This is a genomic window from Streptomyces sp. NPDC007157 (genome assembly GCF_040634235.1).
In the GTDB taxonomy this organism is placed as follows: Bacteria; Actinomycetota; Actinomycetes; order Streptomycetales; family Streptomycetaceae; genus Streptomyces.
The window spans coordinates 40,332-62,859 of the sequence record NZ_JBEYFE010000018.1; the positions used below are offsets into that span (position 1 = coordinate 40,332).

General features: G+C 69.5%; 25 protein-coding genes, 1 tRNA gene and 1 riboswitch. Of the genes, 8 read left to right on the plus strand and 18 right to left on the minus strand.

The features are described from left to right. Nucleotides 1–49: 49 nt before the first annotated feature. Entirely contained in the window at nt 50–850 is an 801-nt protein-coding gene (locus ABZ642_RS29190; protein ID WP_360489421.1) for an ABC-2 family transporter protein, read from the minus strand. Between the two features lie 266 nt (nt 851–1,116). Between ABZ642_RS29190 and ABZ642_RS29195 the strand changes: the two genes are divergently transcribed. Next, a complete protein-coding gene (locus ABZ642_RS29195; RefSeq protein WP_360489422.1) occupies nt 1,117–3,543 on the plus strand; it encodes a transglycosylase domain-containing protein in 2,427 nt (808 codons plus the stop codon). A 39-nt stretch (nt 3,544–3,582) separates the two neighbouring features. On the opposite strand, the gene ABZ642_RS29200 is transcribed toward ABZ642_RS29195, so the two are convergent. From ABZ642_RS29200 to ABZ642_RS29210, 3 genes are all read right to left on the minus strand, one after another. Beyond that, on the minus strand, nt 3,583–3,903 hold the full coding sequence (locus tag ABZ642_RS29200; RefSeq protein WP_360489423.1) for an SMR family transporter: 321 nt from the start codon (nt 3,901–3,903) through the stop codon (nt 3,583–3,585). 32 nt (nt 3,904–3,935) lie between these two features. After that, nucleotides 3,936–4,003: riboswitch (guanidine-III (ykkC-III) riboswitch) on the minus strand. Nucleotides 4,004–4,061: 58 nt separating this feature from the next. Continuing rightward, nucleotides 4,062–4,412: a co-chaperone GroES gene (locus ABZ642_RS29205; protein ID WP_351322974.1), complete on the minus strand. Its 351-nt coding sequence runs from the start codon at nt 4,410–4,412 to the stop codon at nt 4,062–4,064. Nucleotides 4,413–4,436: 24 nt separating this feature from the next. Then, a complete protein-coding gene (locus tag ABZ642_RS29210; RefSeq protein ID WP_360489424.1) occupies nt 4,437–4,766 on the minus strand; it encodes a DUF3618 domain-containing protein in 330 nt (109 codons plus the stop codon). A gap of 97 nt (nt 4,767–4,863) precedes the next feature. Between ABZ642_RS29210 and bcp the strand changes: the two genes are divergently transcribed. Next, nucleotides 4,864–5,331 (plus strand): thioredoxin-dependent thiol peroxidase, encoded by a 468-nt coding sequence (bcp, locus tag ABZ642_RS29215; protein ID WP_360489425.1) that lies wholly within the window; start codon nt 4,864–4,866, stop codon nt 5,329–5,331. A gap of 288 nt (nt 5,332–5,619) precedes the next feature. Then, a tRNA-Leu gene (locus ABZ642_RS29220) sits at nt 5,620–5,704 on the plus strand. 44 nt (nt 5,705–5,748) lie between these two features. Here the strand turns inward: ABZ642_RS29220 and rdgB are convergent. The 4 genes from rdgB to ABZ642_RS29240 all read right to left on the minus strand — a co-directional run bounded on the left by rdgB (nt 5,749) and on the right by ABZ642_RS29240 (nt 7,969). Further along, nucleotides 5,749–6,354: an RdgB/HAM1 family non-canonical purine NTP pyrophosphatase gene (rdgB, locus tag ABZ642_RS29225; protein WP_360489426.1), complete on the minus strand. Its 606-nt coding sequence runs from the start codon at nt 6,352–6,354 to the stop codon at nt 5,749–5,751. Between the two features lie 33 nt (nt 6,355–6,387). Beyond that, nucleotides 6,388–6,789, minus strand: a complete 402-nt coding sequence (locus tag ABZ642_RS29230) for a hypothetical protein (protein ID WP_360489427.1) — start codon at nt 6,787–6,789, stop codon at nt 6,388–6,390. Nucleotides 6,790–6,918: 129 nt separating this feature from the next. Beyond that, the gene (gene rph, locus ABZ642_RS29235) at nt 6,919–7,659 is read right to left on the minus strand and encodes a ribonuclease PH (RefSeq protein ID WP_360489428.1); all 741 of its coding nucleotides are present in this window, start codon (nt 7,657–7,659) and stop codon (nt 6,919–6,921) included. Nucleotides 7,660–7,735: 76 nt separating this feature from the next. Further along, the gene (locus tag ABZ642_RS29240) at nt 7,736–7,969 is read right to left on the minus strand and encodes a PTS glucose/sucrose transporter subunit IIB (protein ID WP_360489429.1); all 234 of its coding nucleotides are present in this window, start codon (nt 7,967–7,969) and stop codon (nt 7,736–7,738) included. Nucleotides 7,970–8,158: 189 nt separating this feature from the next. Between ABZ642_RS29240 and ABZ642_RS29245 the strand changes: the two genes are divergently transcribed. After that, complete coding sequence (locus ABZ642_RS29245; RefSeq protein WP_360489430.1) at nt 8,159–9,457, plus strand: PTS transporter subunit EIIC; 1,299 nt, start codon at nt 8,159–8,161, stop codon at nt 9,455–9,457. Nucleotides 9,458–9,589: 132 nt separating this feature from the next. Further along, nucleotides 9,590–10,837 carry a PTS transporter subunit EIIC gene (locus ABZ642_RS29250; protein ID WP_360489431.1) on the plus strand — a complete coding sequence of 416 codons (1,248 nt, stop codon included), beginning with the start codon at nt 9,590–9,592 and terminating at the stop codon, nt 10,835–10,837. Nucleotides 10,838–10,926: 89 nt separating this feature from the next. Here the strand turns inward: ABZ642_RS29250 and ABZ642_RS29255 are convergent, their stop codons facing one another. Beyond that, nucleotides 10,927–11,679, minus strand: a complete 753-nt coding sequence (locus tag ABZ642_RS29255; RefSeq protein WP_360489432.1) for an MBL fold metallo-hydrolase — start codon at nt 11,677–11,679, stop codon at nt 10,927–10,929. Nucleotides 11,680–11,919: 240 nt separating this feature from the next. Between ABZ642_RS29255 and ABZ642_RS29260 the strand changes: the two genes are divergently transcribed. Beyond that, nucleotides 11,920–12,378: a type II toxin-antitoxin system PemK/MazF family toxin gene (locus ABZ642_RS29260; RefSeq protein ID WP_360489433.1), complete on the plus strand. Its 459-nt coding sequence runs from the start codon at nt 11,920–11,922 to the stop codon at nt 12,376–12,378. Nucleotides 12,379–12,381: 3 nt separating this feature from the next. Here ABZ642_RS29260 and ABZ642_RS29265 read toward each other — a convergent pair whose 3' ends face one another. The 9 genes from ABZ642_RS29265 to clpS all read right to left on the minus strand — a co-directional run bounded on the left by ABZ642_RS29265 (nt 12,382) and on the right by clpS (nt 20,329). Then, entirely contained in the window at nt 12,382–12,882 is a 501-nt protein-coding gene (locus tag ABZ642_RS29265) for a hypothetical protein (protein ID WP_360489434.1), read from the minus strand. 122 nt (nt 12,883–13,004) lie between these two features. Then, nucleotides 13,005–15,059 (minus strand): putative Ig domain-containing protein, encoded by a 2,055-nt coding sequence (locus ABZ642_RS29270; RefSeq protein ID WP_360489435.1) that lies wholly within the window; start codon nt 15,057–15,059, stop codon nt 13,005–13,007. 245 nt (nt 15,060–15,304) lie between these two features. Beyond that, complete coding sequence (locus ABZ642_RS29275; RefSeq protein WP_351322961.1) at nt 15,305–16,255, minus strand: cysteine synthase; 951 nt, start codon at nt 16,253–16,255, stop codon at nt 15,305–15,307. Between the two features lie 7 nt (nt 16,256–16,262). Then, entirely contained in the window at nt 16,263–16,541 is a 279-nt protein-coding gene (locus ABZ642_RS29280; RefSeq protein WP_360489436.1) for a MoaD/ThiS family protein, read from the minus strand. A gap of 84 nt (nt 16,542–16,625) precedes the next feature. Then, nucleotides 16,626–16,721 (minus strand): putative leader peptide, encoded by a 96-nt coding sequence (locus tag ABZ642_RS29285; protein WP_360489437.1) that lies wholly within the window; start codon nt 16,719–16,721, stop codon nt 16,626–16,628. Between the two features lie 230 nt (nt 16,722–16,951). Further along, nucleotides 16,952–17,374: a M67 family metallopeptidase gene (locus ABZ642_RS29290; RefSeq protein WP_360489438.1), complete on the minus strand. Its 423-nt coding sequence runs from the start codon at nt 17,372–17,374 to the stop codon at nt 16,952–16,954. Nucleotides 17,375–17,516: 142 nt separating this feature from the next. Next, a complete protein-coding gene (locus ABZ642_RS29295) occupies nt 17,517–18,956 on the minus strand; it encodes an amino acid permease (protein WP_360489439.1) in 1,440 nt (479 codons plus the stop codon). 331 nt (nt 18,957–19,287) lie between these two features. Continuing rightward, on the minus strand, nt 19,288–19,893 hold the full coding sequence (locus ABZ642_RS29300) for a DUF2017 domain-containing protein (protein WP_360489440.1): 606 nt from the start codon (nt 19,891–19,893) through the stop codon (nt 19,288–19,290). A 118-nt stretch (nt 19,894–20,011) separates the two neighbouring features. Beyond that, entirely contained in the window at nt 20,012–20,329 is a 318-nt protein-coding gene (clpS, locus tag ABZ642_RS29305) for an ATP-dependent Clp protease adapter ClpS (RefSeq protein WP_351701234.1), read from the minus strand. A gap of 56 nt (nt 20,330–20,385) precedes the next feature. On the opposite strand from clpS, the gene ABZ642_RS29310 reads away from it, so the two are divergent. After that, nucleotides 20,386–21,732, plus strand: coding sequence for a nicotinate phosphoribosyltransferase (locus ABZ642_RS29310; protein WP_360489441.1), 1,347 nt, complete (start codon nt 20,386–20,388; stop codon nt 21,730–21,732). Nucleotides 21,733–21,880: 148 nt separating this feature from the next. Then, a complete protein-coding gene (locus ABZ642_RS29315) occupies nt 21,881–22,465 on the plus strand; it encodes an isochorismatase family protein (RefSeq protein WP_360489442.1) in 585 nt (194 codons plus the stop codon). Nucleotides 22,466–22,528: the final 63 nt, after the last annotated feature.

The window sequence follows — 22,528 nt, forward strand, 5'->3', positions numbered from 1 at the left end:
CTCCGCGGGCCGGGACGCCCGCGGCCCGGCGGCGCTTTCCAGGACCCGCTCAGCCACCCTGCACCACCACCCGCCGGGTCGCCGCCGTCTGGACCAGCCGTCCCGCCGTCAGCAGCGCCACAGCCCACGCCGCCTGGAAGGCGTACGCGCCCAGCGGGGCGGTCTTCCCCAGCAGGACGTCCGCCGGCATCTGGAGCTGCGCCGCCCACGGCAGGGTCCGTACGACATCGCCCAAGGCGCCCGGGAAGACGTTCAGCGGCAGGGTCATGCCCGAGCAGAAGATCCCCAGGACCATCAGGGCCTGGTTGACGCCCATGCCGTCCAGCAGCCAGAACACGCTCAGCGCGGCCAGGTAGCGGATGCCGAAGCTGACGACCATGGCCAGGAACAGGGCGACGGCGAAGGCCGCCCAGGTCGCCACGTCCGTCGGCAGGGCCATCGGGAAGAACAGCGCGCCGAACGCGAAGGGGATCACCCCGCGGCCCAGCATCTGGAACAGCGAGCGGCCCACGTCCGTCGCCAGCCACCACAGCTGGAGATCGGCCGGACGGTACAGGTCGATCGCGATCTCACCCGTACGGATACGCTCCATCAGGTCTTTCTCCACGCCTCCGCCCTGGATGGCGAGCGTCGCGTACAGGCACTGCCCGAGCCACACATAGGTGACCGCCTGCGCCTGGTCATAGCCTCCGAGGTGCGGTTTCTCGTCCCACAGCGCCAGGTACGTGTACACGAGAATGATCCCGAAGGCGGTGTTGGTGAACACCCCGGCGGCGGTGGCCGCCCGGTATGTCGCATACCGTCGGAAACCCCCCGCCGCGACGGCGAGGTACAACCGTCCCGCGCCCACGCCACAGCCCTCCTCGACCCGCCGGCCCCGAAGCGCAGCAGCTTATGCGGACGCAGGGCGGACGCGCCTTCCGTTTTCCGGCTCCGGGGAGGGTAGTGCCCGAGGTCACCCGACGCGTGCCGTGGTAATGGAACTGATCGGCGGATGGGACAGTCTTCATCAAAGGAGGCATGAGTAGCCTCCCGTAACGAAGGCGCCGTTTGCGCCGAAGACGTACCGCCCGCCGGGACGTACGACGCACCGCACCACAGGAGTCCGCGCACACCATGAGCGACGAGCCGCAGCCGCAGCAGCCGAACCAGAGCGGCGAAGGCCCGACAGAACCGCCCACGGCGGTCCAGGAGACGAAGGGGGGCGAGAAGAAGATGAAGCGGCCCAAGCGGACCGGATGGCGGCGGATCGTCCCCACCTGGCGCATGCTGCTCGGCACCTTCGTGATCGGCATACTCCTGCTGATCGGCCTGTTCTTCCTCGGTTACTCGATGGTGCAGATCCCGACGGCCAACGCGTTCGCCACCAAGCAGTCCAACGTGTACCTGTACGCCGACGGCTCCCAGCTGGCCCGGGACGGCGAGGTCAACCGGGAGAACGTGACGCTCGCCCAGGTCTCCAAGGACGCCCAGCACGCCGTGCTCGCCGCCGAGGACCGCGACTTCTACACCGAGTCCGCCGTCGACCCCAAGGCGATGCTGCGGGCCGCCTGGAACACCGCGACCGGCAAGGGCACCCAGTCCGGCTCGACGATCACCCAGCAGTACGTGAAGAACTACTACCTCGCGCAGGAACAGACCGTCACCCGAAAGGTGAAGGAGTTCTTCATCTCGATCAAGCTGGACCGCTCCGAGTCCAAGGACGAGATCCTGGAGGGCTACCTCAACACCAGCTACTTCGGCCGCAACGCCTACGGCATCCAGGCCGCCGCCCAGGCCTACTACGGCAAGGACGCCACCGACCTCGACCCGGCCCGCGCCGCCTACCTCGCGGCCCTCGTCAACGCGCCCAGCGAGTACGACGTCGTCGCCCACCCCGAGAACAAGTCGGCGGCCGTCGCCCGGTGGAACTACGTCCTGGACGGCATGGTCAAGAAGGGCTGGCTCAGCGAGTCGAAGCGGGCCGGCATGAAGTTCCCGATGCCCAAGGAGCAGACCGCCTCCACCGGCATGTCCGGGCAGCGCGGCTACCTCGTCGAGGCCGTCAAGAGCTACCTGATCAAGAACAAGATCGTCGACGCCGACTCCCTGGAGGCCGGCGGCTACCGCATCACCACCACCATCGAGAAGGACAAGCAGAACGCCTTCGTCAAGGCGGTCGACGACAAGCTGATCTCCCAGCTGGACAAGAAGAACAACAAGGCCGACAACTACGTGCGCGCCGGCGGCGCCTCGGTCGACCCGAAGACCGGCAAGGTCGTCGCCATCTACGGCGGCATCGACTACGTGAAGCAGTACACCAACGGCGCGACCCGCGGTGACTTCCAGGTCGGCTCCACCTTCAAGCCGTTCGTCTTCGCCTCCGCCGTCGACAACGGCTCCACCACCCAGTCCGGCCAGACCATCACCCCGAACACCTACTACGACGGCACCAACAAGCGCGCCGTCCAGGGCTGGCCCGGTGGCAGCTACGCGCCGGAGAACGAGGACGAGAAGTCGTACGGCCAGATCACCGTCCGCAAGGCCACCGACCTGTCGGTGAACGCGGTGTACGCGCAGATGGCCGTCGACGTCGGCCCGTCCAAGGTCAAGCAGACCGCCGTCGACCTGGGCATCCCCTCCGACACCAAGGACCTCCAGCCGTACCCGTCCATCGCCCTCGGTACCGCCACCGCCAGCGTCCTGGACATGGCGGAGGCGTACGCCACGCTCGCCAACCACGGCAAGCACGGCACGTACACGATGGTCGAGAAGGTCACCAAGGACGGCACGCAGGAGATCAAGCTGCCGGAGACCAGGAGCAAGCAGGCCGTCAGCCGGCAGGCCGCCGACACCACCACCTCGATCCTGCAGAGCGTGGTCGACAACGGCACCGCCACCGCCGCCCAGGCCGCGGGCCGGCCCGCGGCCGGCAAGACCGGCACCGCCGAGGAGGACACCGCCGCCTGGTTCGCGGGCTACACCCCCGACCTCGCCACCGTCGTCTCCGTGATGGGCCAGGACCCGGTCACGGCCGCCCACAGGTCGCTCTACGGCGCGCTCGGCCTGCAACGCATCAACGGCGGCGGGGCCCCGACCGAGATCTGGGCGCAGTACACCAAGGCCGCCCTCAAGGGCGTCGTGGCCTCCGCCTTCGACCTCGACCTCCAGCCCGGCGCCGAGACCGTGGCCCCGGCCACCCAGAACCCGGCCACCCCGGGCACCGGCGGCCAGGACAACGGCGGCACCACCGGCGGGAACCAGGACGACGGCGGGACCACCGGCGGCGGCCAGGACAACGGCGGGACGACGGACGGCTCCACCACCGACGGCACCACCGGCGGGGGCACCACGGACGGCTCCACCACCGACGGCTCGACCACGGACGGGACGACGACCTCCGGCACGGACGCCGGGACGACGACCTCGGGCACCACCACCGGGACGACGAACGGGACCACCGACGGCGGCACCACCACCGGGACGACGAACGGGACCACCGACGGCGGCGACACGACCGGGACGACGGCGGGCGACGACGGCGGCGGCTTCGGATTCCAGTAACCGGTCCGGCGCCGGTTTCCGGCGCCGGTTCTCGCCCGGTCAGTGACCGCTGGTCGCCTTGAGTCCCACCACGGCGACCAGCAGCAGGCACACGAAGAAGATCCGCGCGGCGGTGGTCGGCTCCCCCAGCACCAGCATCCCGAACACCGCCGCCCCGGCCGCCCCGATCCCCACCCAGACGCCGTACGCGGTACCGATGGGCAGGGTCCGGGCGGCGTACGAGAGCAGCAGCATGCTGGCGACGATCCCGCCGCCCGTGAGCAGACTGGGCACGAGCCGGGTGAACCCGTCGGTGTACTTCATCCCGACCGACCAGCCCACCTCCAGCAGACCGGCGACGACAAGCAGAACCCAGGCCATGACAGGCACCTCCGAGACGTTTCGCTGAACGGGGTGCGTCGTCTTTGCCTCACGGTCCCGGTACGGCGCGTCTCGTCGGGCTGGCTCCTTCGAACATAGCAAAGGAACGACAAAGGGGCCTGGTGACCGCAGTCACCAGGCCCCTCTCGGCCACTGAATCACAGATACAGGCCGGTCGAGTCCTCCGAGCCCTCGAACCGGTCGGCGGCCACCGCGTGCAGATCGCGCTCACGCATCAGCACATAGGCCACCCCTCGCACCTCGACCTCGGCACGGTCCTCCGGGTCGTACAGCACCCGGTCACCCGGCTCCACCGTCCGCACGTTCTGCCCGACCGCGACCACCTCGGCCCAGGCCAGCCGGCGCCCGACGGCCGCCGTGGCGGGAATGAGGATCCCGCCGCCCGACCGCCGCTCACCCTCGCCGGTGTCCTGCTTGACCAGCACCCGGTCGTGCAGCATGCGGATGGGCAGCTTGTCGTGATGGGTGTCGTTTCTGTTGGCGCTCACGCCTTTGAACCTACCTGCCTCTGCTCAGCTCTTACGCCGCCGGTTACCGAACACGAGCAGCCCGACCACGCCCACGGCCACGAGCGCGACCGGCACGACCCGCTCCAGGCGGGGCGCGCCGTCCTCGTCCACGAACTGGGCCCGCACATCGCTCACCACCCGGTTGACCTGGACGTAGGCCCGTCCGAGCGTGTGATCGACGTTGGCCGCGACCTTGGCCTTCGCATCGCCGACGATGGTCTTCGGGTGCACCCGCACCCCGATCTCGTCCAGCGTCTCGGCCAGCACATCGCGGCGCCGCTTGATGTCCGCCTCGATCTGCGCCGGGGTTCTGGTGTCCGACGTGTCCGCCACCGTGGGGCCCTCCGAAGTCTCCCGTGCTCCCTGTCCTGGACAGTCTGTCAGTTCTCGCCGCCCTCGCACTGTCAGGACCCCCCGTTACGCTGGACCGATGAGCGAGCGACTCCAGCCCGGGGACGTAGCCCCCGACTTCACCCTCCCCGACGCCGACGGCAACGAGGTGTCCCTCTCCGCCCACAAGGGCCGCAAGGTCATCGTCTACTTCTACCCGGCCGCGCTGACGCCCGGCTGCACGAAGCAGGCCTGCGACTTCACGGACAACCTCGACCTGCTGGCCGGCGCGGGCTACGACGTCATCGGCGTCTCCCCCGACCAGCCGGAGAAACTCGGCAAGTTCCGCGACAAGGAGAACCTCAAGGTCACCCTCGTCGCCGACCCCGACAAGAAGGTCCTGGACGCGTACGGCGCGTACGGCGAGAAGATGAACTACGGCAAGACCTACATGGGCGTCATCCGCTCCACGGTCATCGTGGACGAGGAGGGCAAGGTGGAACGGGCCCTCTACAACGTCCGCGCGACCGGCCACGTAGCCAAGATCATCAAGGACCTGGACATCTGACCCCGCACCTGCCGCTGACGGCCCGCACCAGGAGCGACCTGGCGCGGGCCGTTCTCTCTTCTCCGGGCGGGACTGTCCGACACCCGATTCGCCACTCCGTGCGGCTGCGAACGCGCGGCCGGAAACGATCACATCAACGGAGTCTGGCGCGACGGACAACCCGCGGCCGCCATGCCCGAACTGCCATGCGGTCACGGCCGCCTGGCGCCGAGGAGGCGCACGTCGAAAGGCGTGGCCCCGTACACTGGGCGAAGCAAAACGGCGGCTCTAGAGAATGTCCGTTTTGGGGCGGTCGTGGCGAAATAGGCAATACGCGCGGGTTTTAGGTGCCCGTGGGAGAAATCCCGTGTGGGTTCGAGTCCCACCGGCCGCACCCAGCAGAGGGGCCGCCCGTCCGGGCGGCCCCTCTCTCGCTCCTCAGCCCAACAACTCCCGCACCACCGGCACCAACCCCCGGAAGGCCTTGCCCCGGTGGCTGATCGCGTTCTTCTCCTCCGGGGTCAGTTCCGCGCACGTCCTCGTCTCCCCCTCCGGCTGGAGGATCGGGTCGTAGCCGAAGCCGTGCGTGCCCGTCGGCGTATGCCGGAGCACGCCCCGCAGCCGGCCCTCGACCACCCGCTCCGTGCCGTCCGGCAACGCCAGCGCCGCCGCGCACGCGAAGTGGGCGCCCCGGTGCTCCTCGGCGATGTCCGAGAGCTGGGCCAGGAGGAGGTCCAGGTTGGCCTTGTCGTCGCCGTGGCGGCCGGCCCAGCGGGCGGAGAAGATGCCGGGGGCGCCGTTCAGGACGTCGACGCAGAGGCCCGAGTCGTCGGCGACCGCCGGGAGGCCCGTCGCCCGGGCCAGGGCGTGGGCCTTGAGGAGCGCGTTCTCGGCGAAGGTGACGCCCGTCTCCTTGACGTCGGGGATGTCGGGGTACGCGTCGGCGCCCACCAGCTCGTGGGGCAGCCCCGCCTCGGCGAGGATGGCGCGGAGTTCGGTGATTTTTCCGGCGTTGCGGGTGGCGAGGATCAGGCGGGTCGTCATGGCAGGAAGTATCCCAAGGGCCGGGCCCGGCGGTTACGGGGTGCAGACCTTGGTCAGTTCGCCGGCCGCGTCGGTGACCGGGGTGACGTCGGGGGTCGAGTCGCCGTTCCTGATGGACGTACGGACGTTGTCCACGGCCTTGTCGAGGTCGTCGACCGCCTTGTTGACGTCGGCGTCGTCGGTCTTGTCGCCGATCTTCCTCAGGTTGCTCTGGATCGAGTCGAGGGAGGCGTCGGCCTGGGTGGGGTCGTTCGCCGCGTTCTCCACGGCCTGCTGGAGGTCGGTGACGCTGTCGGCGATGGAGTCGGCGGTCTGGACGCAGTCCAGGGCCTTGTTCACGGCGTCGCAGCCGGTGAGGCCGATGGTGAGTGCGGTGGTCGCGGCCACGGCGGCGATGGCGATGATGCGACGGCCTCGGCGTCGGCTGGCGGCCATGACGGTGTTCCCCTCCCGTTGGGTACGACTGGCCGAGCGCACGGCTTTCACGCCGTGCGCCCGTACCTATGGGGACGCGGGGCCGCCCGCCCTGGTTGCCCCGCCGTACCTTCGCTTTTTGGGTTCCCTTTACTTTGCCGTGAGGGTGGCTTCGAGTGCCGCCCGCTGGATCGCGGCGAGGTCGTTGCAGCCGGCGACGGCGAGGTCGAGGAGGGCGTTGAGTTCGTCGCGGGCGAAGGGTTCGGCTTCGGCGGTGCCCTGGACCTCGACGAAGCGGCCGTCGCCGGTGCAGACGACGTTCATGTCGGTCTCGGCCCGGACGTCCTCCTCGTAACAGAGGTCGAGGAGCGGGACCTTGCCGACGATGCCGACGGAGACGGCGGAGACCGTGCCGGTCAGGGGCTGGCGGCCGGCCTTGACGAGCTTGCGCTCCTTCGCCCAGGTGACGGCGTCGGCGAGCGCCACGTAGGCGCCGGTGATCGCCGCGGTGCGCGTGCCGCCGTCGGCCTGGAGTACGTCGCAGTCGAGGACGATCGTGTTCTCGCCGAGGGCCTTGTAGTCGATGACCGCGCGCAGGGAGCGGCCGATGAGGCGGGAGATCTCGTGGGTGCGGCCGCCGATCTTGCCCTTGACGGACTCGCGGTCGCCGCGGGTGTTGGTGGCGCGGGGGAGCATGGAGTACTCCGCGGTGACCCAGCCCTCGCCGCTGCCCTTGCGCCAGCGGGGGACGCCTTCGGTGACGGAGGCGGTGCAGAAGACCTTGGTGTCGCCGAAGGAGACGAGGACGGAGCCCTCGGCGTGCTTGCTCCAGCCGCGTTCGATGGTGACCGGGCGGAGTTGTTCGGGGGTGCGGCCGTCGATTCGAGACATGGCCATGAGCCTATCGGGAGCGGCAGAAGGGGCTTGTCCCCAGGAGGGAGAAGCCCCTTCGCGTGAGCCCGGAGGCTCACATCATGTCTTCGATCTCCGCGGCGATCGGGTCGGCGTCGGTGCCGATGACGACCTGGATGGCGTTGCCCATCTTGACGACGCCGTGGGCTCCGGCGGCCTTCAGGGCGGCGTCGTCGACCTTCGAGGCGTCGTGCACCTCGGTGCGCAGCCGGGTGATGCAGCCCTCGATCTCGTCGATGTTGTCGATTCCGCCGAGGCCGGCGACGATCTTCTCAGCCTTGCTGGCCATGTTCCTTCTCCCTGATCCGAACCGCTTTGTCGCAGTAACCCACAGTTGGCCCAACTTTTCGAGCGGCCGTGCCGCGCCTGCCGAATGATGGCGAGCACTGCGGCGGAACCGTCGTCAACTGGTCTACACCAGCGGATGGGCGGTCGCCAAACCCCTGGGGTGGAGCCGAGCGGCCCGGAGGACGCGCCCATGAGTGCCGAGAGCGCCGACAGCACGGTCAGTCCCGCGCGGGAGCGGTGGAACGCTCTTTTCCAGGGGCTGCAGAAGATGGGCCGGAGCCTGCAGTTGCCGATCGCGGTGCTGCCGGCGGCGGGGATCCTCAACCGGCTCGGGCAGCCGGACGTGTTCGGGGACCAGGGCCTTGGCTGGACGGATGTCTCCAAGGTGATGCAGGGCGCGGGCGGCGCGCTGCTCGACGGGTCGGTCGGGCTCCCGTTGCTGTTCTGCGTCGGCGTCGCGATCGGGATGGCGAAGAAGGCGGACGGGTCGACGGCGCTGGCGGCGGTGGCGGGCTTCCTCGTCTACTACGGCGTGCTGCACCAGTTCCCGGAGGACTGTCCGGGCGGGTCCAGGGCGCTGCCGGGGATCGGCTGTCAGGTGAGCGACGGCTCGGTGTCGACGTTCACGTTCCAGAACCCGGGCGTCTTCGGCGGGATCGCGATGGGGCTGCTGACCGCGTACTTCTGGGCCCGTTTCCACCGCACGAGGCTGGTGGACTGGCTGGGCTTCTTCAACGGGCGGCGGCTGGTGCCGATCATCATGTCGTTCGTCGCGATCGTCTTCGCGGTGCTGTGTCTGTGGGTGTGGCCGCCGGTCGGCGACGGGCTGGAGAGTTTCAGCCACTGGCTGCGGGACGCCGGTGCCTGGGGTGCGGGGGTGTTCGGGGTCGCGAACCGGGCGTTGCTCGTCATCGGTCTGCACCAGTTCCTGAACGTGCCCATCTGGTTCCAGTTCGGCAGTTACACCACGCCCGACGGCCTGACGGTGCACGGCGACATCAACATGTTCCTGGCGGGCGATCCGAACGCGGGCCAGTTCACGTCGGGGTTCTTCCCGATCATGATGTTCGCGCTGCCGGCCGCCGCGCTCGCCATGACGCACTGCGCGAAGCCGCACCGGCGCAAGGAGATCGGCGGTCTGATGCTGTCGGTGGCGCTGACGTCGTTCGTCACGGGGATCACCGAGCCGCTGGAGTACTCGTTCCTCTTCATCGCGCCCGTGCTGTACGCGGTGCACGCGTTGCTGACGGGGGTGTCGATGGCGGTGACGTGGGGGCTCGGGGTGCACGACGGGTTCAGCTTCTCGGCGGGGCTCATCGACTACGTCATCAACTGGAACCTGGCGACCAGGCCTTGGGCCATCGTCCCGATCGGGCTGTGCTTCGCGGCGGTCTACTACGTGATCTTCCGGTTCGCCATCACGAGGTTCGATCTGAAGACCCCGGGAAGGGAGCCGGAGGACGAGGTGGAGGACGTCACCAAGGCTTAAGCGGAGGGTCCCCGTACGGCGTACAAAGCGTAGTTCTCCGGTTGCGGAATTGACGGGTTCCTTATAACGCCCCCATCGTGTACAACAGGTCTACACCACTGAGTGGTGTAGACCACCACCGATGGAGGAAGTATGACAACCGCCACCACAACGGCGGCTCCCACAAAGAAGTGGGGATCCGGTCTGTTCCAGGGCCTGCAGAAGGTCGGCCGCAGTCTCCAGCTCCCGATCGCCGTGCTGCCGGCGGCGGGTCTGCTGCTTCGCTTCGGTCAGCAGGACATCCACGACAAGCTGCACCTGCCCGACAAGGTCACCTCGGTGTTCGCCACGGCGGGCGGCGCGATCTTCGACAACCTTCCCATGCTGTTCTGTATCGGTGTCGCGATCGGCTTCGCCAAGAAGTCGGACGGCTCCACCGCGCTGGCTGCCCTGGTCGGCTTCCTGGTCTACAAGAACGTCCTCACCGCGTTCCCCGTCACCGACGCGAAGGTTCAGACGGGCGCGGACATAGCCGCGACGTACAACAACCCGGGTGTGCTGGGCGGCCTGGTGATGGGTCTGCTGGGTGCGGTGGTCTGGCAGCGTTTCCACCGGACCAAGCTGGTGGACTGGCTCGGCTTCTTCAACGGCCGACGGCTCGTCCCGATCATCATGGCCTTCGTCGGCACGGTGATGGGCGTCTTCTTCGGTCTGGTCTGGAAGCCGATCGGCGAGGGCATCTCGAACTTCGGTGAGTGGATCACCGGTCTGGGCGCCCTCGGTGCCGGTCTGTTCGGTCTGATCAACCGCGCGCTGATCCCGGTCGGCATGCACCAGTTCGTGAACACCGTCTCCTGGTTCCAGATCGGCGACTTCAAGGACGCCTCCGGCCAGGTCGTCCACGGTGACCTCACCCGCTTCTTCGCCGGTGACCCGACGGCCGGTCAGTTCATGTCCGGCTTCTTCCCCATCATGATGTTCGGCCTCCCGGCCGCCGCCCTCGCCATCGCGCACACCGCCCGCCCGGAGCGCCGCGCGGCCGTGATGGGCATGATGATGTCGATGGCGCTGACCTCGTTCGTGACCGGTGTGACCGAGCCGATCGAGTTCACCTTCATGTTCATCGCGCCGCTGCTGTACGTGATCCACGCGGTGCTCACCGCCCTGTCCATGGCGATCACCTGGGCGCTCGGGGTGCACGCGGGCTTCACCTTCTCCGCGGGTGCGATCGACTACGCGCTCAACTGGAACCTGGCGACCAAGCCCTGGCTGATCATCCCGATCGGCCTGGTGTTCGGAGCGATCTACTACTTCGTCTTCCGGTTCGCGATCATCAGGTTCAACCTCCCCACCCCGGGCCGTGAGCCCGAGGAGGAGATCGAGGACCTCACGAAGGCGTGAGTCCGGCCCCGGCCTGACGAGGCCCCCGCAGCCCGGCGGCTGCGGGGGCCTCGCCGTACCTACGGGCCTGAACCCCGGGGTACGACGTGTCAGATCTCGTAGACGACGCGGGGCGCCGCCAGGTCCACCGGGCCGTCGAAGACCTCGCGGGCGTCGGCGAGGTTGACGGCGGGGTCGGTCCACGGAGGGATGTGGGTGAGGACCAGCCGGCGGGCGCCGGCGCGGGCGGCGGTCTCGCCGGCCTCGCGGCCGTTGAGGTGCAGGTCCGGGATGTTCTCCTTGCCGTGCGTGAAGGCCGCCTCGCACAGGAACAGGTCGGTGTCCCGGGCCAGCGATTCGAGCGCGTCCGTGACGCCGGTGTCGCCCGAGTACGTCAGGGACTTCCCGGCGTGTTCGACGCGGACGCCGTAGGCCTCCACGGGATGGCGGACCCGCTCGGTGTGGACCGTGAAGGGGCCGAGGTCGAACGTGGACGGCTTGACCGTGTGGAAGTCGAAGACCTCGCTCATCGAGGAGGCGGTGGGGGTGTCGGCGTAGGCCGTGGTGAGGCGGTGCTCGGTGCCCTCGGGGCCGTAGACCGGGATCGGGGGGCACGGTCCGCCGTCGTGGCGGTAGTAGCGCGCCACGAAGTAGGCGCACATGTCGATGCAGTGGTCGGCGTGCAGATGGCTCAGGAAGATCGCGTCGAGGTCGTAGAGACCGCAGTGGCGCTGCAGCTCGCCAAGGGCGCCGTTGCCCATGTCGAGGAGCAGCCGGAAGCCGTCGGCCTCTACGAGGTAGCTCGAGCAGGCCGATTCCGCGGACGGGAACGACCCCGAGCAGCCGACGACGGTGAGCTTCATGAAGCAGAAACCTCCGTTGGCGGAACACCCGGAACAACCGGGAACTGGAGTCGGAGAAGAGAGAGGTGAGCGGGGGTCGTGCGGTTTGTCGAGCGTAAGGCGCAAAAGGGCGGGTCGCTCCTCCGCCAGGGGCCGTTGTGGGCGAACTCACCTGTGCTGTCACCGGTTCGGCTGGACCGGGGGCGCATAAGGATCGCGCAAGGGCGCGCGTCGATTATCCCGCGCCGGTAACGTCGTCGTATGGACACGTCATGGTGGCTCGCGCTCGCGGCAGTCGTCCTGCTGGCGCTGGTCGCCACGCTCGTCGACGGATGGGGCCGGGGACATCGTCCGCGCGGACAGCGCACCCGCCCGCCGGGGCATCCGCGCGGCACGCGCGTGCAGGCGGGCCGGCCTCATCCGGGGGACATCTGGTGGGCCAACGTCCCCTACGAGGACGGGCCGGGCACCAAGGACCGGCCCTGTCTGGTGCTGGCGGTGCGCGGCAACCAGGCGACCGTCGCCAAGATCACCAGCAAATACCACGACGAGCGGGCCGGGGTGATCCCGCTGCCGCCGGGCGCGGTCGGGGACGCCCACGGCCGGCCGAGCTTCCTGGAGACGGACGAGCTGCGCGAGGTCTCGGTAGGGGAGTTCCGGCGCCGGGTGGGCGTGGTCGACCCGGTGCTGTGGGACCAGGTGCGGCACCTGGCCCCCTGAGGGTCACTTCACCCTGACGGTGACCTGCCACTCCTGGATGCCCTTGCAGGAGACCCCGCCGGGCGTGGTGGGCTCGGCGCACAGCGGGCGGGTCGAGGTGAGGGTGACGGTGCCGGCGGCGACCGCCTGGTAGGCGGCTCCGCCGTAGCCGGTGCGCAGCATGAACCCGTAGTTGATGGGCTTCAGGGCGTCCGTGTCCCCGGCCGCGGCGATCTTCTTCCAGGGGCGCTGTTCGGTGCCTTTCAGGGTGACCCGGAACGCACCGTCCTCGGCCAGGCAGAAGGTACGGCCGTTGTCGGCGGCGGTGAGCTCGGCGCCCAGGGGAGCGCAGCTCCCGGGGGAGCCACTGGCGCTCGCGCTGGGGCTGGTGGTGGGGCTGGTGGTGGGCGAGGGGGACACCGTGCCGCTGCCCTTGTCCTCGCCTCCGCCCTGGGAGCCGCAGCCCGCCAGCAGGAGCAGGCTCGCCGCGGCGAGAGACGCGCGGTGGACCGTCGTACGGCGCATGAGGTGTCCGCCTTTCCGTCGGGGAACGGACCCTTGGTGCCGGTATGACGTATCCGCCGCTCATACGGATCCCGCACCCGGACGGCTTCCGGGCGCGGGATCCGGTCACTTCACGGGCGGGGTCAGCTGGTCGTGACGGCGGTGTCGTCGACGACGAAGCTGGTCTGCAGGGAGGAGTCCTCGACACCGCTGAACTTCAGGGTGACGGTCGAGCCCGCGTACGACGACAGGTCGAAGGACTTCTGGGTGTACCCGGTGGCGGCGTTGAGGTTCGAGTACGTCGCCAGGGTGGTCGAACCGGCGGTCACCGTCAGCTTGTCGTACTGGGTGCTGGTGGTGGTCTCGGCGGTGTCGACGTGCAGGTAGAAGGTGAAGGTCGCCTTGCAGCCGGAGGGGACGGTCACCGACTGGGAGAGCGTGTCGGTGTGGGTGGAGCCGTAACCGTCGAGCCAGGCCTTGTAGGAGCCCGCGTGGGCGGCCTCGCCGGTGTCGTTGGTGATGACCCCGCTGGAGGCGGTCCAGGTGGTGTTGCCCGACTCGAAGCCCGGGTTGCCGAGCAGCTGGGCGGAGGTGCAGGTGCCGCCGCCGCTGGTGCTGACGGTCCAGCTGAACGACGCCGAACCGGACGCGCCGGTGGAGTCCTTCGCCGTCACGGTGACCTGGTACGTGCCCGCGGTGGACGCCGTGCCGGAGATCAGGCCGGAACTGCTGATCGACAGACCGGTGGGCAGGCCGGTCGCGCTGTAGGTGAGGGACGCGCCCGCGCTGTCGGAGGCCGAGATCTGCAGGCTGACCGAGCCGCCGGTGGCGGTGGACTGGCTGCCGGGGTTGGTGACGGTCACCGTGTTGCCGGTGCTGGTGCCGGAGGTGAAGGCGGCGGTGCCGTTGGGGGTGCCCCAGCCGGTCGGGCCGTCGTAGCCGGTGCCGGCGGTGCAGAAGTACGAGGTGGAGCAGGAGCCGTTGTTGCCGCTGGTCACGTCGTACAGGTTGCCGGTGTGGGAGTAGGGGTACTTCGCCGGGTAGTCGCTGGAGCCCGGGGTGCCCGCGAGGGCGTAGACGCCGGCGATGATCGGGGAGGAGGCGCTGGTGCCGCCGTAGACCGCCCAGCCGGAGCCGCCGTAGGTGTCGTAGACCGCCACGCCGGTGGCCGGGTCGGCGACCGCGGAGACGTCGGACTCCATGCGCTTGGTGCAGCCGGTGTCGGTCTGCCAGCTCGGCTTGGCGTCGTAGGCGGAGCAGCCGGAGCCGGTGCCCTCGGAGGAGCTGGTCTTCCACACGGACTCGGTCCAGCCGCGGGTGCTGGAGGAGGTGGAGAGCGCGGTGCCGCCGACGGCGGTCACGTACTGGGAGGTCGCCGGGTACTCGGCGCCGTAGTCCTCGTCACCGGCGGAGACGGTGATCGCGACGCCCGGGTGCTTGAAGTACGAGGTGTCCTCGCTGGTCTGGGAGGAGGACTCGGAGCCGCCCCAGCTGTTGGAGACGAACTTGGCGCCGAGCGCGACGGCCTCGTTCTCGGCGGTGCCGAGGTCGGAGTCGGTGGCGGAGCTGGCCTCGACGAGGATGATGTTGCAGTTCGGACAGACCGCGCTGACCATGTCGATGTCGAGCGCTTCCTCGCCGGCCCAGCCGGAGTCGTTCGTCGGCAGCGAGGTCGTCGAACCGGTCTGACTGACCTGCTTGAAGCAGCCGTTGGCGACGGTGCACGCGGACAGGCCGTACGTGGAGCGGTAAGTGGCCAGGTCGGAGGCCGCGTTGGGGTCGTTGTAGGCGTCGACCACGGCAACGGTCAGGCCGGAGCCGCCCGTCGAGGGCAGGTTGTAGGCGCTGTGCAGGTTCGAGGGGCTCAGGCCGGAGGGGGCGGCGGCGAGCGCGGAGGCCAGCTGCTGCTTGATGTCGGTCCGGCGCTGCGCGAAGCAGGAGACCTGGCCGGCCTTGGTGGCGGTGGCGCACAGGTGCTTGGTCGGCACCTTCTGGCCGGCCTTGCCGGTGCTGTGCACGGCCTGGCGGGCGGGGTCGCTGAGGGCCTTGGCGTTCTGGGTGACCTTGGCGGTGGCATGGGGTGCCGCGGGCTGGGCGGCCCCGGCGGTGGGCGCCGCGACGAATCCGGAGACGGCGAGGGCTAGGGCGGGGAAGGCTACGGCCAGGAGTCTTCGCAGGCTCCGTCGTGATTCACGCATGGGGGTACTGCCTCCATCGGTGGGGTTACAAGGCAGGCCCGTGACGCGCGTAGCGGCGGCAGAGTGCGCGGTCATGAGCATGACACTTTGAACACCCTGGGATGCCGATGTGCGTGGCATGACAGGACGGTGAGGAACCTAGCGGGGTTCGCCGGAGACCGGTTCCCCCGGGCGAAGATCTTTGCTACGCCATAGGCAGCGCTTAGCCCCCTCATAGGAGGGGGTTGGCGCGTACATGATGAGCACTATGCCCAGAGCTGACCCTGGAGGGTCTCGATGGCTTCCTCGGTGGTGGCGGCCGTGTAGACCCCGGTCGACAGGTACTTCCAGCCGCCGTCGGCGACGACGAACACGATGTCCGCGCTCTCGCCGGCCTGTACGGCCTTCTTCCCGACGCCGATCGCGGCGTGCAGCGCGGCGCCGGTGGAGACGCCCGCGAAGATGCCCTCCTGCTGGAGGAGTTCCCGGGTCCGGGTGACGGCGTCCGCCGAGCCCACCGAGTAGCGGGTGGTGAGCACGGAGGCGTCGTACAACTCGGGTACGAAGCCCTCGTCGAGGTTCCTGAGCCCGTACACGAGGTCGTCGTACCGGGGTTCGGCGGCGACGATCCGCACGTCCGGCTTCTGCTCGCGCAGGTACCGGCCGACGCCCATGAGGGTGCCGGTGGTGCCGAGCCCGGCGACGAAGTGCGTGACGGAGGGGAGGTCGGCGAGGATCTCCGGGCCGGTCGTCGCGTAGTGCGCCCCCGCGTTGTCCGGGTTGCCGTACTGGTAGAGCATCACCCAGTCCGGGTGCTCGGCGGCGATCTCCTTGGCCACCCGCACGGCGGTGTTGGAACCGCCGGCCGCCGGACTGGAGATGATCTCCGCGCCCCACATGCCCAGCAGGTCCCGGCGCTCCTGCGAGGTGTTCTCCGGCATCACGCACACCATGCGGTAGCCCTTGAGCTTCGCCGCCATCGCCAGCGAGATGCCGGTGTTGCCCGAGGTCGGCTCCAGGATGGTGCAGCCCGGGGTGAGCCGGCCGTCCTTCTCCGCCTGCTCGATCATGTGCAGGGCGGGGCGGTCCTTGACCGAGCCGGTCGGGTTGCGGTCCTCCAGCTTGGCCCAGATCCGGACGTCGGCGGACGGCGAGAGCCGCGGCAGGCGCACCAGGGGGGTGTTGCCGACCGCGGCCAGCGGGGAGTCGTAGCGCATGCCGATCTCAGGCCATACCGCCGGCGACCGCCGGCAGGATCGTCACGGTGTCGCCGTCGGTCAGCTTGGTCTCGATGCCGTCGACGAAACGGACGTCCTCGTCGTTCAGGTACACGTTGACGAAGCGGCGCAGCTTGCCGTCGTCCACGATGCGGGCGTGGATGCCCGGGTGCCGGCTCTCGAGGTCGGTGAGCAGTTCGGCGAGGGTGCCACCGCTGCCGTCCACCGCCTTCTGACCGTCGGTGTACTGGCGGAGGATGGTCGGGATGCGGACCTCGATGGCCATGGCTCAGGGCTCCTGTCGGAAAGTCTGGGTGGGTGGGCGCGCAGCGGCACGCCGCGGCTCACGGCCGTACGGCGGCAGGGAACGTCAACAGATGGCGCTGTTCAGCCTGCACAGGTCGACGTGCAGCCGCGCCACGAGCATGCCGCCCGCCGCCTTCTCGCTCACGTCGTGGGAAACCATGGGGTCATCGTATCGATTCCCGGCCCGTGTTCCGGAGTGTGATCCCGAATGACGGACATGATTCGACCGAAGGGTGAGATGACCAACCAAGGGGCGCGGGGAACTGCGCGCTCAGCCCCCACCGGCCCGCAGGTGACCGCCGCTCGGTCCGGCGCCGCCGAAATCCGCCGTCACGGCTGAGCGCCGTCCCGGCGGAGAAGTCCGGGTGCGCGGCGCAGAAGAGAACCGGGTCAGTACCCCTCGACGACGTTGACCTCCTCCTCCGTGACCTCGCCCGCCACGATGCGGAAGGACCGGAACTGGAAGTCGCCCAGGCCGTCGGTGTCCGCCGTCGAGACCAGGACGTAGTGGGCGCCCGGCTCGTTCGCGTAGCTGATGTCCGTCCGGGACGGGTACGCCTCCGTCGCCGTGTGGGAGTGGTAGACGACCACCGGCTCCTCGTCGCGGTCGTCCATCTCGCGGTAGAGCCGGAGGAGGTCGCCGGAGTCGAACTCGTAGAACGTCGGGGACATCGCCGCGTTCAGCATCGGGATGAACCGCTCGGGCCGGTCCGAGCCGGCCGCTCCCGCGACGACCCCGCACGCCTCGTCGGGGTGGTCCTTGCGCGCGTGGGCGACGATCTGGTCGACGAGGGCCTGGGTGATGGTCAGCATGTCGGCCAGGATAAGCAGAGGGCCACCCCGTACCGAAGGCTGGTACGGGGCGGCCCATATGCCGGACGTCCTGAGCGGCCGCCGCAGGGGGCGCCACGAGTGCTCCCTGCGACGGGACGTCCTGGGGGGTGGCGAGGGGGGGTCAGCTCACCTTCTCCAGCGGCGCCTGCTCGCGCCGCTCGGCGATCTCCGGGTTGCGGGACTTGAGGACCAGCCAGCCGACGCCGAGCGCGGCGGCCCAGCCGGCCATCACGTACAGGCAGACCCGGGAGTCGCCGTCGTACGCGATCAGACCGGTCACGAAGAGCAGGAAGACGATGGCGATCCAGCTGCACACCGCCCCGCCCGGCGCCGGGAAGGAGGAGGCGGGCAGCCGGCCGGCGTCGACCGCGCGGCGGTAGAGGACGTGGCTGATCAGGATCATCAGCCAGGTCCAGATGCCGGCCGCGGTGGCCACCGAGGTGACGTACCCGAACGCCTTCTCCGGGACGATGTAGTTGAGGACCACGCCGATGCCCATGAAGAGCACCGAGACGGTGATGCCGAGCGCCGGGGTCTTGGACGCGGACAGCTTCCGGAACACGGCCGGGGCCTCGCCGCTGTCGGCCAGGTTCCGCAGCATCCGGCCGGTGGAGTACATGCCGGAGTTGCAGGAGGACAGCGCGGCGGTCAGGACGACGAAGTTGACGATGCCGGCGCCGGCCGGGATGCCGATCTTCGCGAAGGCCGCGACGAACGGGGAGACGCCCGGGGCGAACTCGGTCCACTTGACGACGCACAGGATGATGGTGAGCGCGCCGACGTAGAACAGCGCGATGCGCCAGGGGAGCGTGTTGATCGCCTTGGGGAGGGTCTTCTCCGGGTTCTCGGACTCGCCGGCGGTGACGCCGACCAGCTCGACCGCGAGGTAGGCGAACATGACGCCCTGGAGGGTCATCAGGGAGGAGCCGACGCCCTTGGGGAAGAAGCCGTCGAACTGGTAGAGGTTCGCGACCGACGCGGTGTCACCGGCGGCACTGAAGCCGAAGGTGAGGACGCCGAGGCCGATCACGATCATGCCGATCAGGGCGGTGACCTTGACCATGGAGAACCAGAACTCCAGCTCTCCGAAGACCTTCACGGAGATCAGGTTGACCCCGAAGAGGATCACCAGGAAGACCAGCGCGGTCACCCACTGGGGGACGGACGGGAACCAGTAGTTGACGTAGATCGCGGCGGCCGTCAGTTCGGCCATGCCGGTGACGACCCACATCAGCCAGTACGTCCAGCCGGTGAAGTAGCCGAAGAACGGGCCGAGGAACTCCCGGGAGTACTCGGCGAAGGAGCCGGAGACCGGGCGGTACAGGAGCAGCTCGCCGAGCGCCCGCATGATGAAGAAGATGATGCCGCCCGCGAGGGCGTACATCAGGATGAGACTGGGTCCGGCCTTGGCGATGTTCGCCCCGGCGCCCAGGAAGAGGCCGACGCCGATGGCGCCGCCGATGGCGATCATCTGGACCTGGCGGCTGCCGAGCCCGCGCTCGTACCCCTCTTCCGAGGCTTCGGAGGACTGCTCCGACGTGTCGACCTGAGCGGAGGTCATGTGTGGTGTGCGCCTTTCTCCATGCCGACCCGGGCCTCTGGTCGGCCGCGGATCGGGTTTCGATCCCCCCGGATTGCTGGAGTGGTGCCTGACCGGCTGTTGCCGATTCGGTGGCGCACCCGGACGGACACGTGGGTGGTGTCGCCGGGCGGTCGTGAAGATTTATCACGGCCGCAATACTGATCACCGGGTTCCGCCGAGAGGGATTGTGGCGCGCACCACAGGAAGAAGCGGACAAAACGCGGCAGAAAATGTCATACCAGGCCGCAACGGTGACTGGATCGTTATCCGGATTTGAGCGTTCTCTGAGCGAACGCAAAATCGGGACGGATTACGGCATAAGGGTGGTCACCAGGGTCTCCTGGAGGCCGCCGAGCCACAGATAGGCCATCACCATCGGCTTGCGCGGGTCCTCGTCGGGGAGCCGGTAGAGCAGGTCGGTGTCGTCCTCGTCGGTGATGTCCAGGCGGGAGCCGATGGCCAGGCGCAGGTCGTTGAGGGCGCCGAGCCACTGCCGGGACTCCTCGGGCGCCAGCTTCAGGACCGCGCCGCCCTCCCCCACCGGGGCCAGCGCGTCCAGGGAGCGGATCACCGCGAGGGCGCTCTCCCGCTTGCCGGCCCTGAGGTCGTTCTCGGTGTAGCGGCGGAACTCGGCCGAGTGGGCCTGCTGCTCCTCGGCCTCCTGCGAGGTGTCGGGCAGCCGCTCCGGGTCGCCGTAGGCGTCCGGGAAGAGCCGGCGCAGCACCGGGTCGGAGGGCGCCTCGCTCGGACCCTCGGCGAAGAGTTCGGCGAGCGGGTCGTCGGGGGCGTCCTCGGCGGGGCCGGGGCCGATGAGCTCCAGCAGCTGGACGGCCAGCGTCCGGATGATCGAGATCTCGACGTCGTCGAGCGCGACGGCCGCGCCGCCGCCGGGGAGCGGTTCGAAGATTCCTGGCATGGAGGGGGTTCGCTGCTTCCGGTGCTGGTCGAGGGGTCTGGCTACGTCCGGTCCGGCCGGCGGGGGATCACTCCCGGTCCTGCGGGCGGGGGATCACTCCCGGTCCGGCCGGCGGGGGTCATTTCCGGTCCTGCTGGAGGGTGGCCCACAGGCCGTAGCCGTGCATCGCCTGCACGTCGCGCTCCATCTCCTCGCGGCTGCCGCTGGAGACGACCGCCCGGCCCTTGTGGTGGACGTCCAGCATGAGCTTGGTGGCCTTGTCCTTGGGATAGCCGAAGTACGTCTGGAAGACGTACGTCACATAGCTCATGAGGTTGACGGGGTCGTTGTGCACGATCGTCACCCAGGGGACGTCGGGCTCGGGTACGGCGAAGACCTCCTCCGCCGACTCGGTGCGTTCGATCTCTACGGGAGCGGGTGACGTCACATGGCCCATGCTGCCACGCGTCCCACAAATCGTCACACTGACGAGATGGGGGTACCATCCTCGCCATGAACACAGCGGACCTTGGGCTGCCGGTGGATGTTCCGTCGACGGCGCTCTTCACGGACCAGTACGAACTGACAATGCTGCAGGCCGCGCTCAAGGCCGGTACGGCCGAGCGGCGCAGCGTCTTCGAGGTCTTCACCCGGCGGCTCCCCGAGGGGCGCCGGTACGGCGTCGTGGCGGGCACCGGACGCGTCCTGGACGCCGTGGAGAACTTCCGGTTCGACCCGGACGTCCTCGGCTTCCTGGCCGAGCGGAAGATCGTCGACGAGCCCACCCTGCGCTGGCTCGCCGGCTACCGCTTCAGCGGTGACATCTGGGGCTACCCCGAGGGCGAGGTCTACTTCCCGGGCTCGCCGATCATGCGGGTGGAGGGCTCCTTCGCCGAGTGCGTGCTCCTGGAGACCGTGATCCTCTCCATCCTCAACCACGACTCGGCGATCGCGGCCGCCGCCTCCCGGATGTCCTCGGCGGCGGGCGACCGCCCGCTGATCGAGATGGGCGCCCGCCGCACCCACGAACTGGCCGCCGTGGCCGCCTCCCGCGCCGCCTACGTCGGCGGTTTCGCCACCACCTCCGACCTGGCGGCCGGCTTCCGCTACGGCATCCCGACGGTGGGCACCTCCGCGCACGCCTTCACCCTGCTCCACGACCACGAGCGCGACGCCTTCCAGGCCCAGGTCGACTCGCTCGGCCGGGGAACCACCCTGCTGGTCGACACCTACGACGTCGCCGAGGCGGTCCGTACGGCCGTCGAGGTGGCCGGCCCCGAGCTGGGCGCCGTCCGTATCGACTCCGGCGACCTGCTGCTGGTCGCCCACCGGGTCCGGCAGCAGCTGGACGAGCTGGGCGCGAACGACACCAGGATCATCGTCACCTCCGACCTCGACGAGTACGCCATCGCCTCGCTGGCCGCGGCGCCCGTGGACGCGTACGGCGTCGGCACCCAGCTGGTGACCGGCTCCGGGCACCCCACCTGCTCCATGGTCTACAAGCTGGTCGCCCGCGCCGGGTCCGCCGACCCGAAGGCCCCGCTGCTGCCGGTCGCCAAGAAATCGACCGGCGGCAAGACGTCCGTCGGCGGCCGCAAGTGGGCGGCGCGGCGGCTGGACGCCGAAGGGGTGGCGGAGGCGGAGGTCATCGGCACCGGGGAGGTGCCGGCCGACCTCGTGGACCAGCAGCTGCTGGTCGAACTGGTGAAGTCCGGCCAGGTGGTCGCCCGCGAACCGCTCGACGCGTCCCGCGCCCGCCACGCGGCGGCCAGGGCCAATCTGCCCCTGTCCGCGACCCAGCTCTCCCGCGGAGAAGCGGTCCTTCCGACGGAGTACGTCCAGGGGCGCTCGGGTAGCTAGAGCGGGTGCCCGCGTACGCGCCCCGCAAAGCCCCCTCCCCTACGCCCCCGTAAGTCTCTACGCTCGGAGGTTCAGGCCGGGCCCGCACCCATTCTTTCCGCGTCTCCCCCCTCGACAGACCCGATACCGACTGCGAAGGACACCGACCATGCGCCGCGCCTTGATCGTCGTTGATGTGCAGAACGACTTCTGTGAGGGGGGCAGCCTCGCGGTGGCGGGCGGCGCCGACGTGGCCGCCGCGGTCACGGAGCTGATCGGGCAGGCGCCCGCCGGCTACCGACACGTGGTGGCGACCCGTGACCACCACATCGCGCCGGGCGGCCACTTCGCGGACAACCCCGACTATGTGCACAGCTGGCCGGCGCACTGCGTGGCCGGCACGGAAGGCGTCGGCTTCCATCCGAACTTCGCCCCGGCGGTCGCCTCCGGCGCGGTGGACGCGGTGTTCAGCAAGGGGGCGTACTCCGCCGCCTACAGCGGCTTCGAGGGCACGGACGAGAACGGGGTCCCGCTGGCCGACTGGCTCCACGCCCGGGAGATCACCGAGGTGGACGTCGTCGGGATCGCCACGGACCACTGCGTGCGGGCCACCGCGCTGGACGCCGCGAAGGAGGGCTTCCGCACCCAGGTCCTCCTGGGCCTCACGGCAGGCGTGGCCGAGGAGACGACGGAACGGGCCCTGGAGGAGATGCGCGAGGCGGGCGTGGAGCTGACGGGCAAGCCGGTGGTGTGAAGCCCCCGGTCGCCTCCCTCTCCGCCGCGGCGGCGCTCCGCCGCGACGACGGATTCCGGCGGT

What these genes read in the sequence shown, in the direction of transcription:
- ABZ642_RS29280 (WP_360489436.1), bottom strand. Translation starts at nt 16,541, where the DNA reads ATGGCCATCGAGGTCCGCATCCCGACCATCCTCCGCCAGTACACCGAC.
- ABZ642_RS29315 (WP_360489442.1), top strand. Translation starts at nt 21,881, where the DNA reads ATGCGCCGCGCCTTGATCGTCGTTGATGTGCAGAACGACTTCTGTGAG.
- ABZ642_RS29300 (WP_360489440.1), bottom strand. Translation starts at nt 19,893, where the DNA reads ATGCCAGGAATCTTCGAACCGCTCCCCGGCGGCGGCGCGGCCGTCGCG.
- ABZ642_RS29245 (WP_360489430.1), top strand. Translation starts at nt 8,159, where the DNA reads ATGAGTGCCGAGAGCGCCGACAGCACGGTCAGTCCCGCGCGGGAGCGG.
- ABZ642_RS29275 (WP_351322961.1), bottom strand. Translation starts at nt 16,255, where the DNA reads ATGCGCTACGACTCCCCGCTGGCCGCGGTCGGCAACACCCCCCTGGTG.
- ABZ642_RS29240 (WP_360489429.1), bottom strand. Translation starts at nt 7,969, where the DNA reads ATGGCCAGCAAGGCTGAGAAGATCGTCGCCGGCCTCGGCGGAATCGAC.
- bcp (WP_360489425.1), top strand. Translation starts at nt 4,864, where the DNA reads ATGAGCGAGCGACTCCAGCCCGGGGACGTAGCCCCCGACTTCACCCTC.
- ABZ642_RS29200 (WP_360489423.1), bottom strand. Translation starts at nt 3,903, where the DNA reads ATGGCCTGGGTTCTGCTTGTCGTCGCCGGTCTGCTGGAGGTGGGCTGG.
- ABZ642_RS29285 (WP_360489437.1), bottom strand. Translation starts at nt 16,721, where the DNA reads ATGGTTTCCCACGACGTGAGCGAGAAGGCGGCGGGCGGCATGCTCGTG.
- ABZ642_RS29250 (WP_360489431.1), top strand. Translation starts at nt 9,590, where the DNA reads ATGACAACCGCCACCACAACGGCGGCTCCCACAAAGAAGTGGGGATCC.
- clpS (WP_351701234.1), bottom strand. Translation starts at nt 20,329, where the DNA reads ATGGGCCATGTGACGTCACCCGCTCCCGTAGAGATCGAACGCACCGAG.
- ABZ642_RS29265 (WP_360489434.1), bottom strand. Translation starts at nt 12,882, where the DNA reads ATGCGCCGTACGACGGTCCACCGCGCGTCTCTCGCCGCGGCGAGCCTG.
- ABZ642_RS29230 (WP_360489427.1), bottom strand. Translation starts at nt 6,789, where the DNA reads ATGGCCGCCAGCCGACGCCGAGGCCGTCGCATCATCGCCATCGCCGCC.
- rph (WP_360489428.1), bottom strand. Translation starts at nt 7,659, where the DNA reads ATGTCTCGAATCGACGGCCGCACCCCCGAACAACTCCGCCCGGTCACC.
- ABZ642_RS29255 (WP_360489432.1), bottom strand. Translation starts at nt 11,679, where the DNA reads ATGAAGCTCACCGTCGTCGGCTGCTCGGGGTCGTTCCCGTCCGCGGAA.
- ABZ642_RS29270 (WP_360489435.1), bottom strand. Translation starts at nt 15,059, where the DNA reads ATGCGTGAATCACGACGGAGCCTGCGAAGACTCCTGGCCGTAGCCTTC.
- ABZ642_RS29310 (WP_360489441.1), top strand. Translation starts at nt 20,386, where the DNA reads ATGAACACAGCGGACCTTGGGCTGCCGGTGGATGTTCCGTCGACGGCG.
- rdgB (WP_360489426.1), bottom strand. Translation starts at nt 6,354, where the DNA reads ATGACGACCCGCCTGATCCTCGCCACCCGCAACGCCGGAAAAATCACC.
- ABZ642_RS29295 (WP_360489439.1), bottom strand. Translation starts at nt 18,956, where the DNA reads ATGACCTCCGCTCAGGTCGACACGTCGGAGCAGTCCTCCGAAGCCTCG.
- ABZ642_RS29260 (WP_360489433.1), top strand. Translation starts at nt 11,920, where the DNA reads ATGGACACGTCATGGTGGCTCGCGCTCGCGGCAGTCGTCCTGCTGGCG.
- ABZ642_RS29290 (WP_360489438.1), bottom strand. Translation starts at nt 17,374, where the DNA reads ATGCTGACCATCACCCAGGCCCTCGTCGACCAGATCGTCGCCCACGCG.
- ABZ642_RS29195 (WP_360489422.1), top strand. Translation starts at nt 1,117, where the DNA reads ATGAGCGACGAGCCGCAGCCGCAGCAGCCGAACCAGAGCGGCGAAGGC.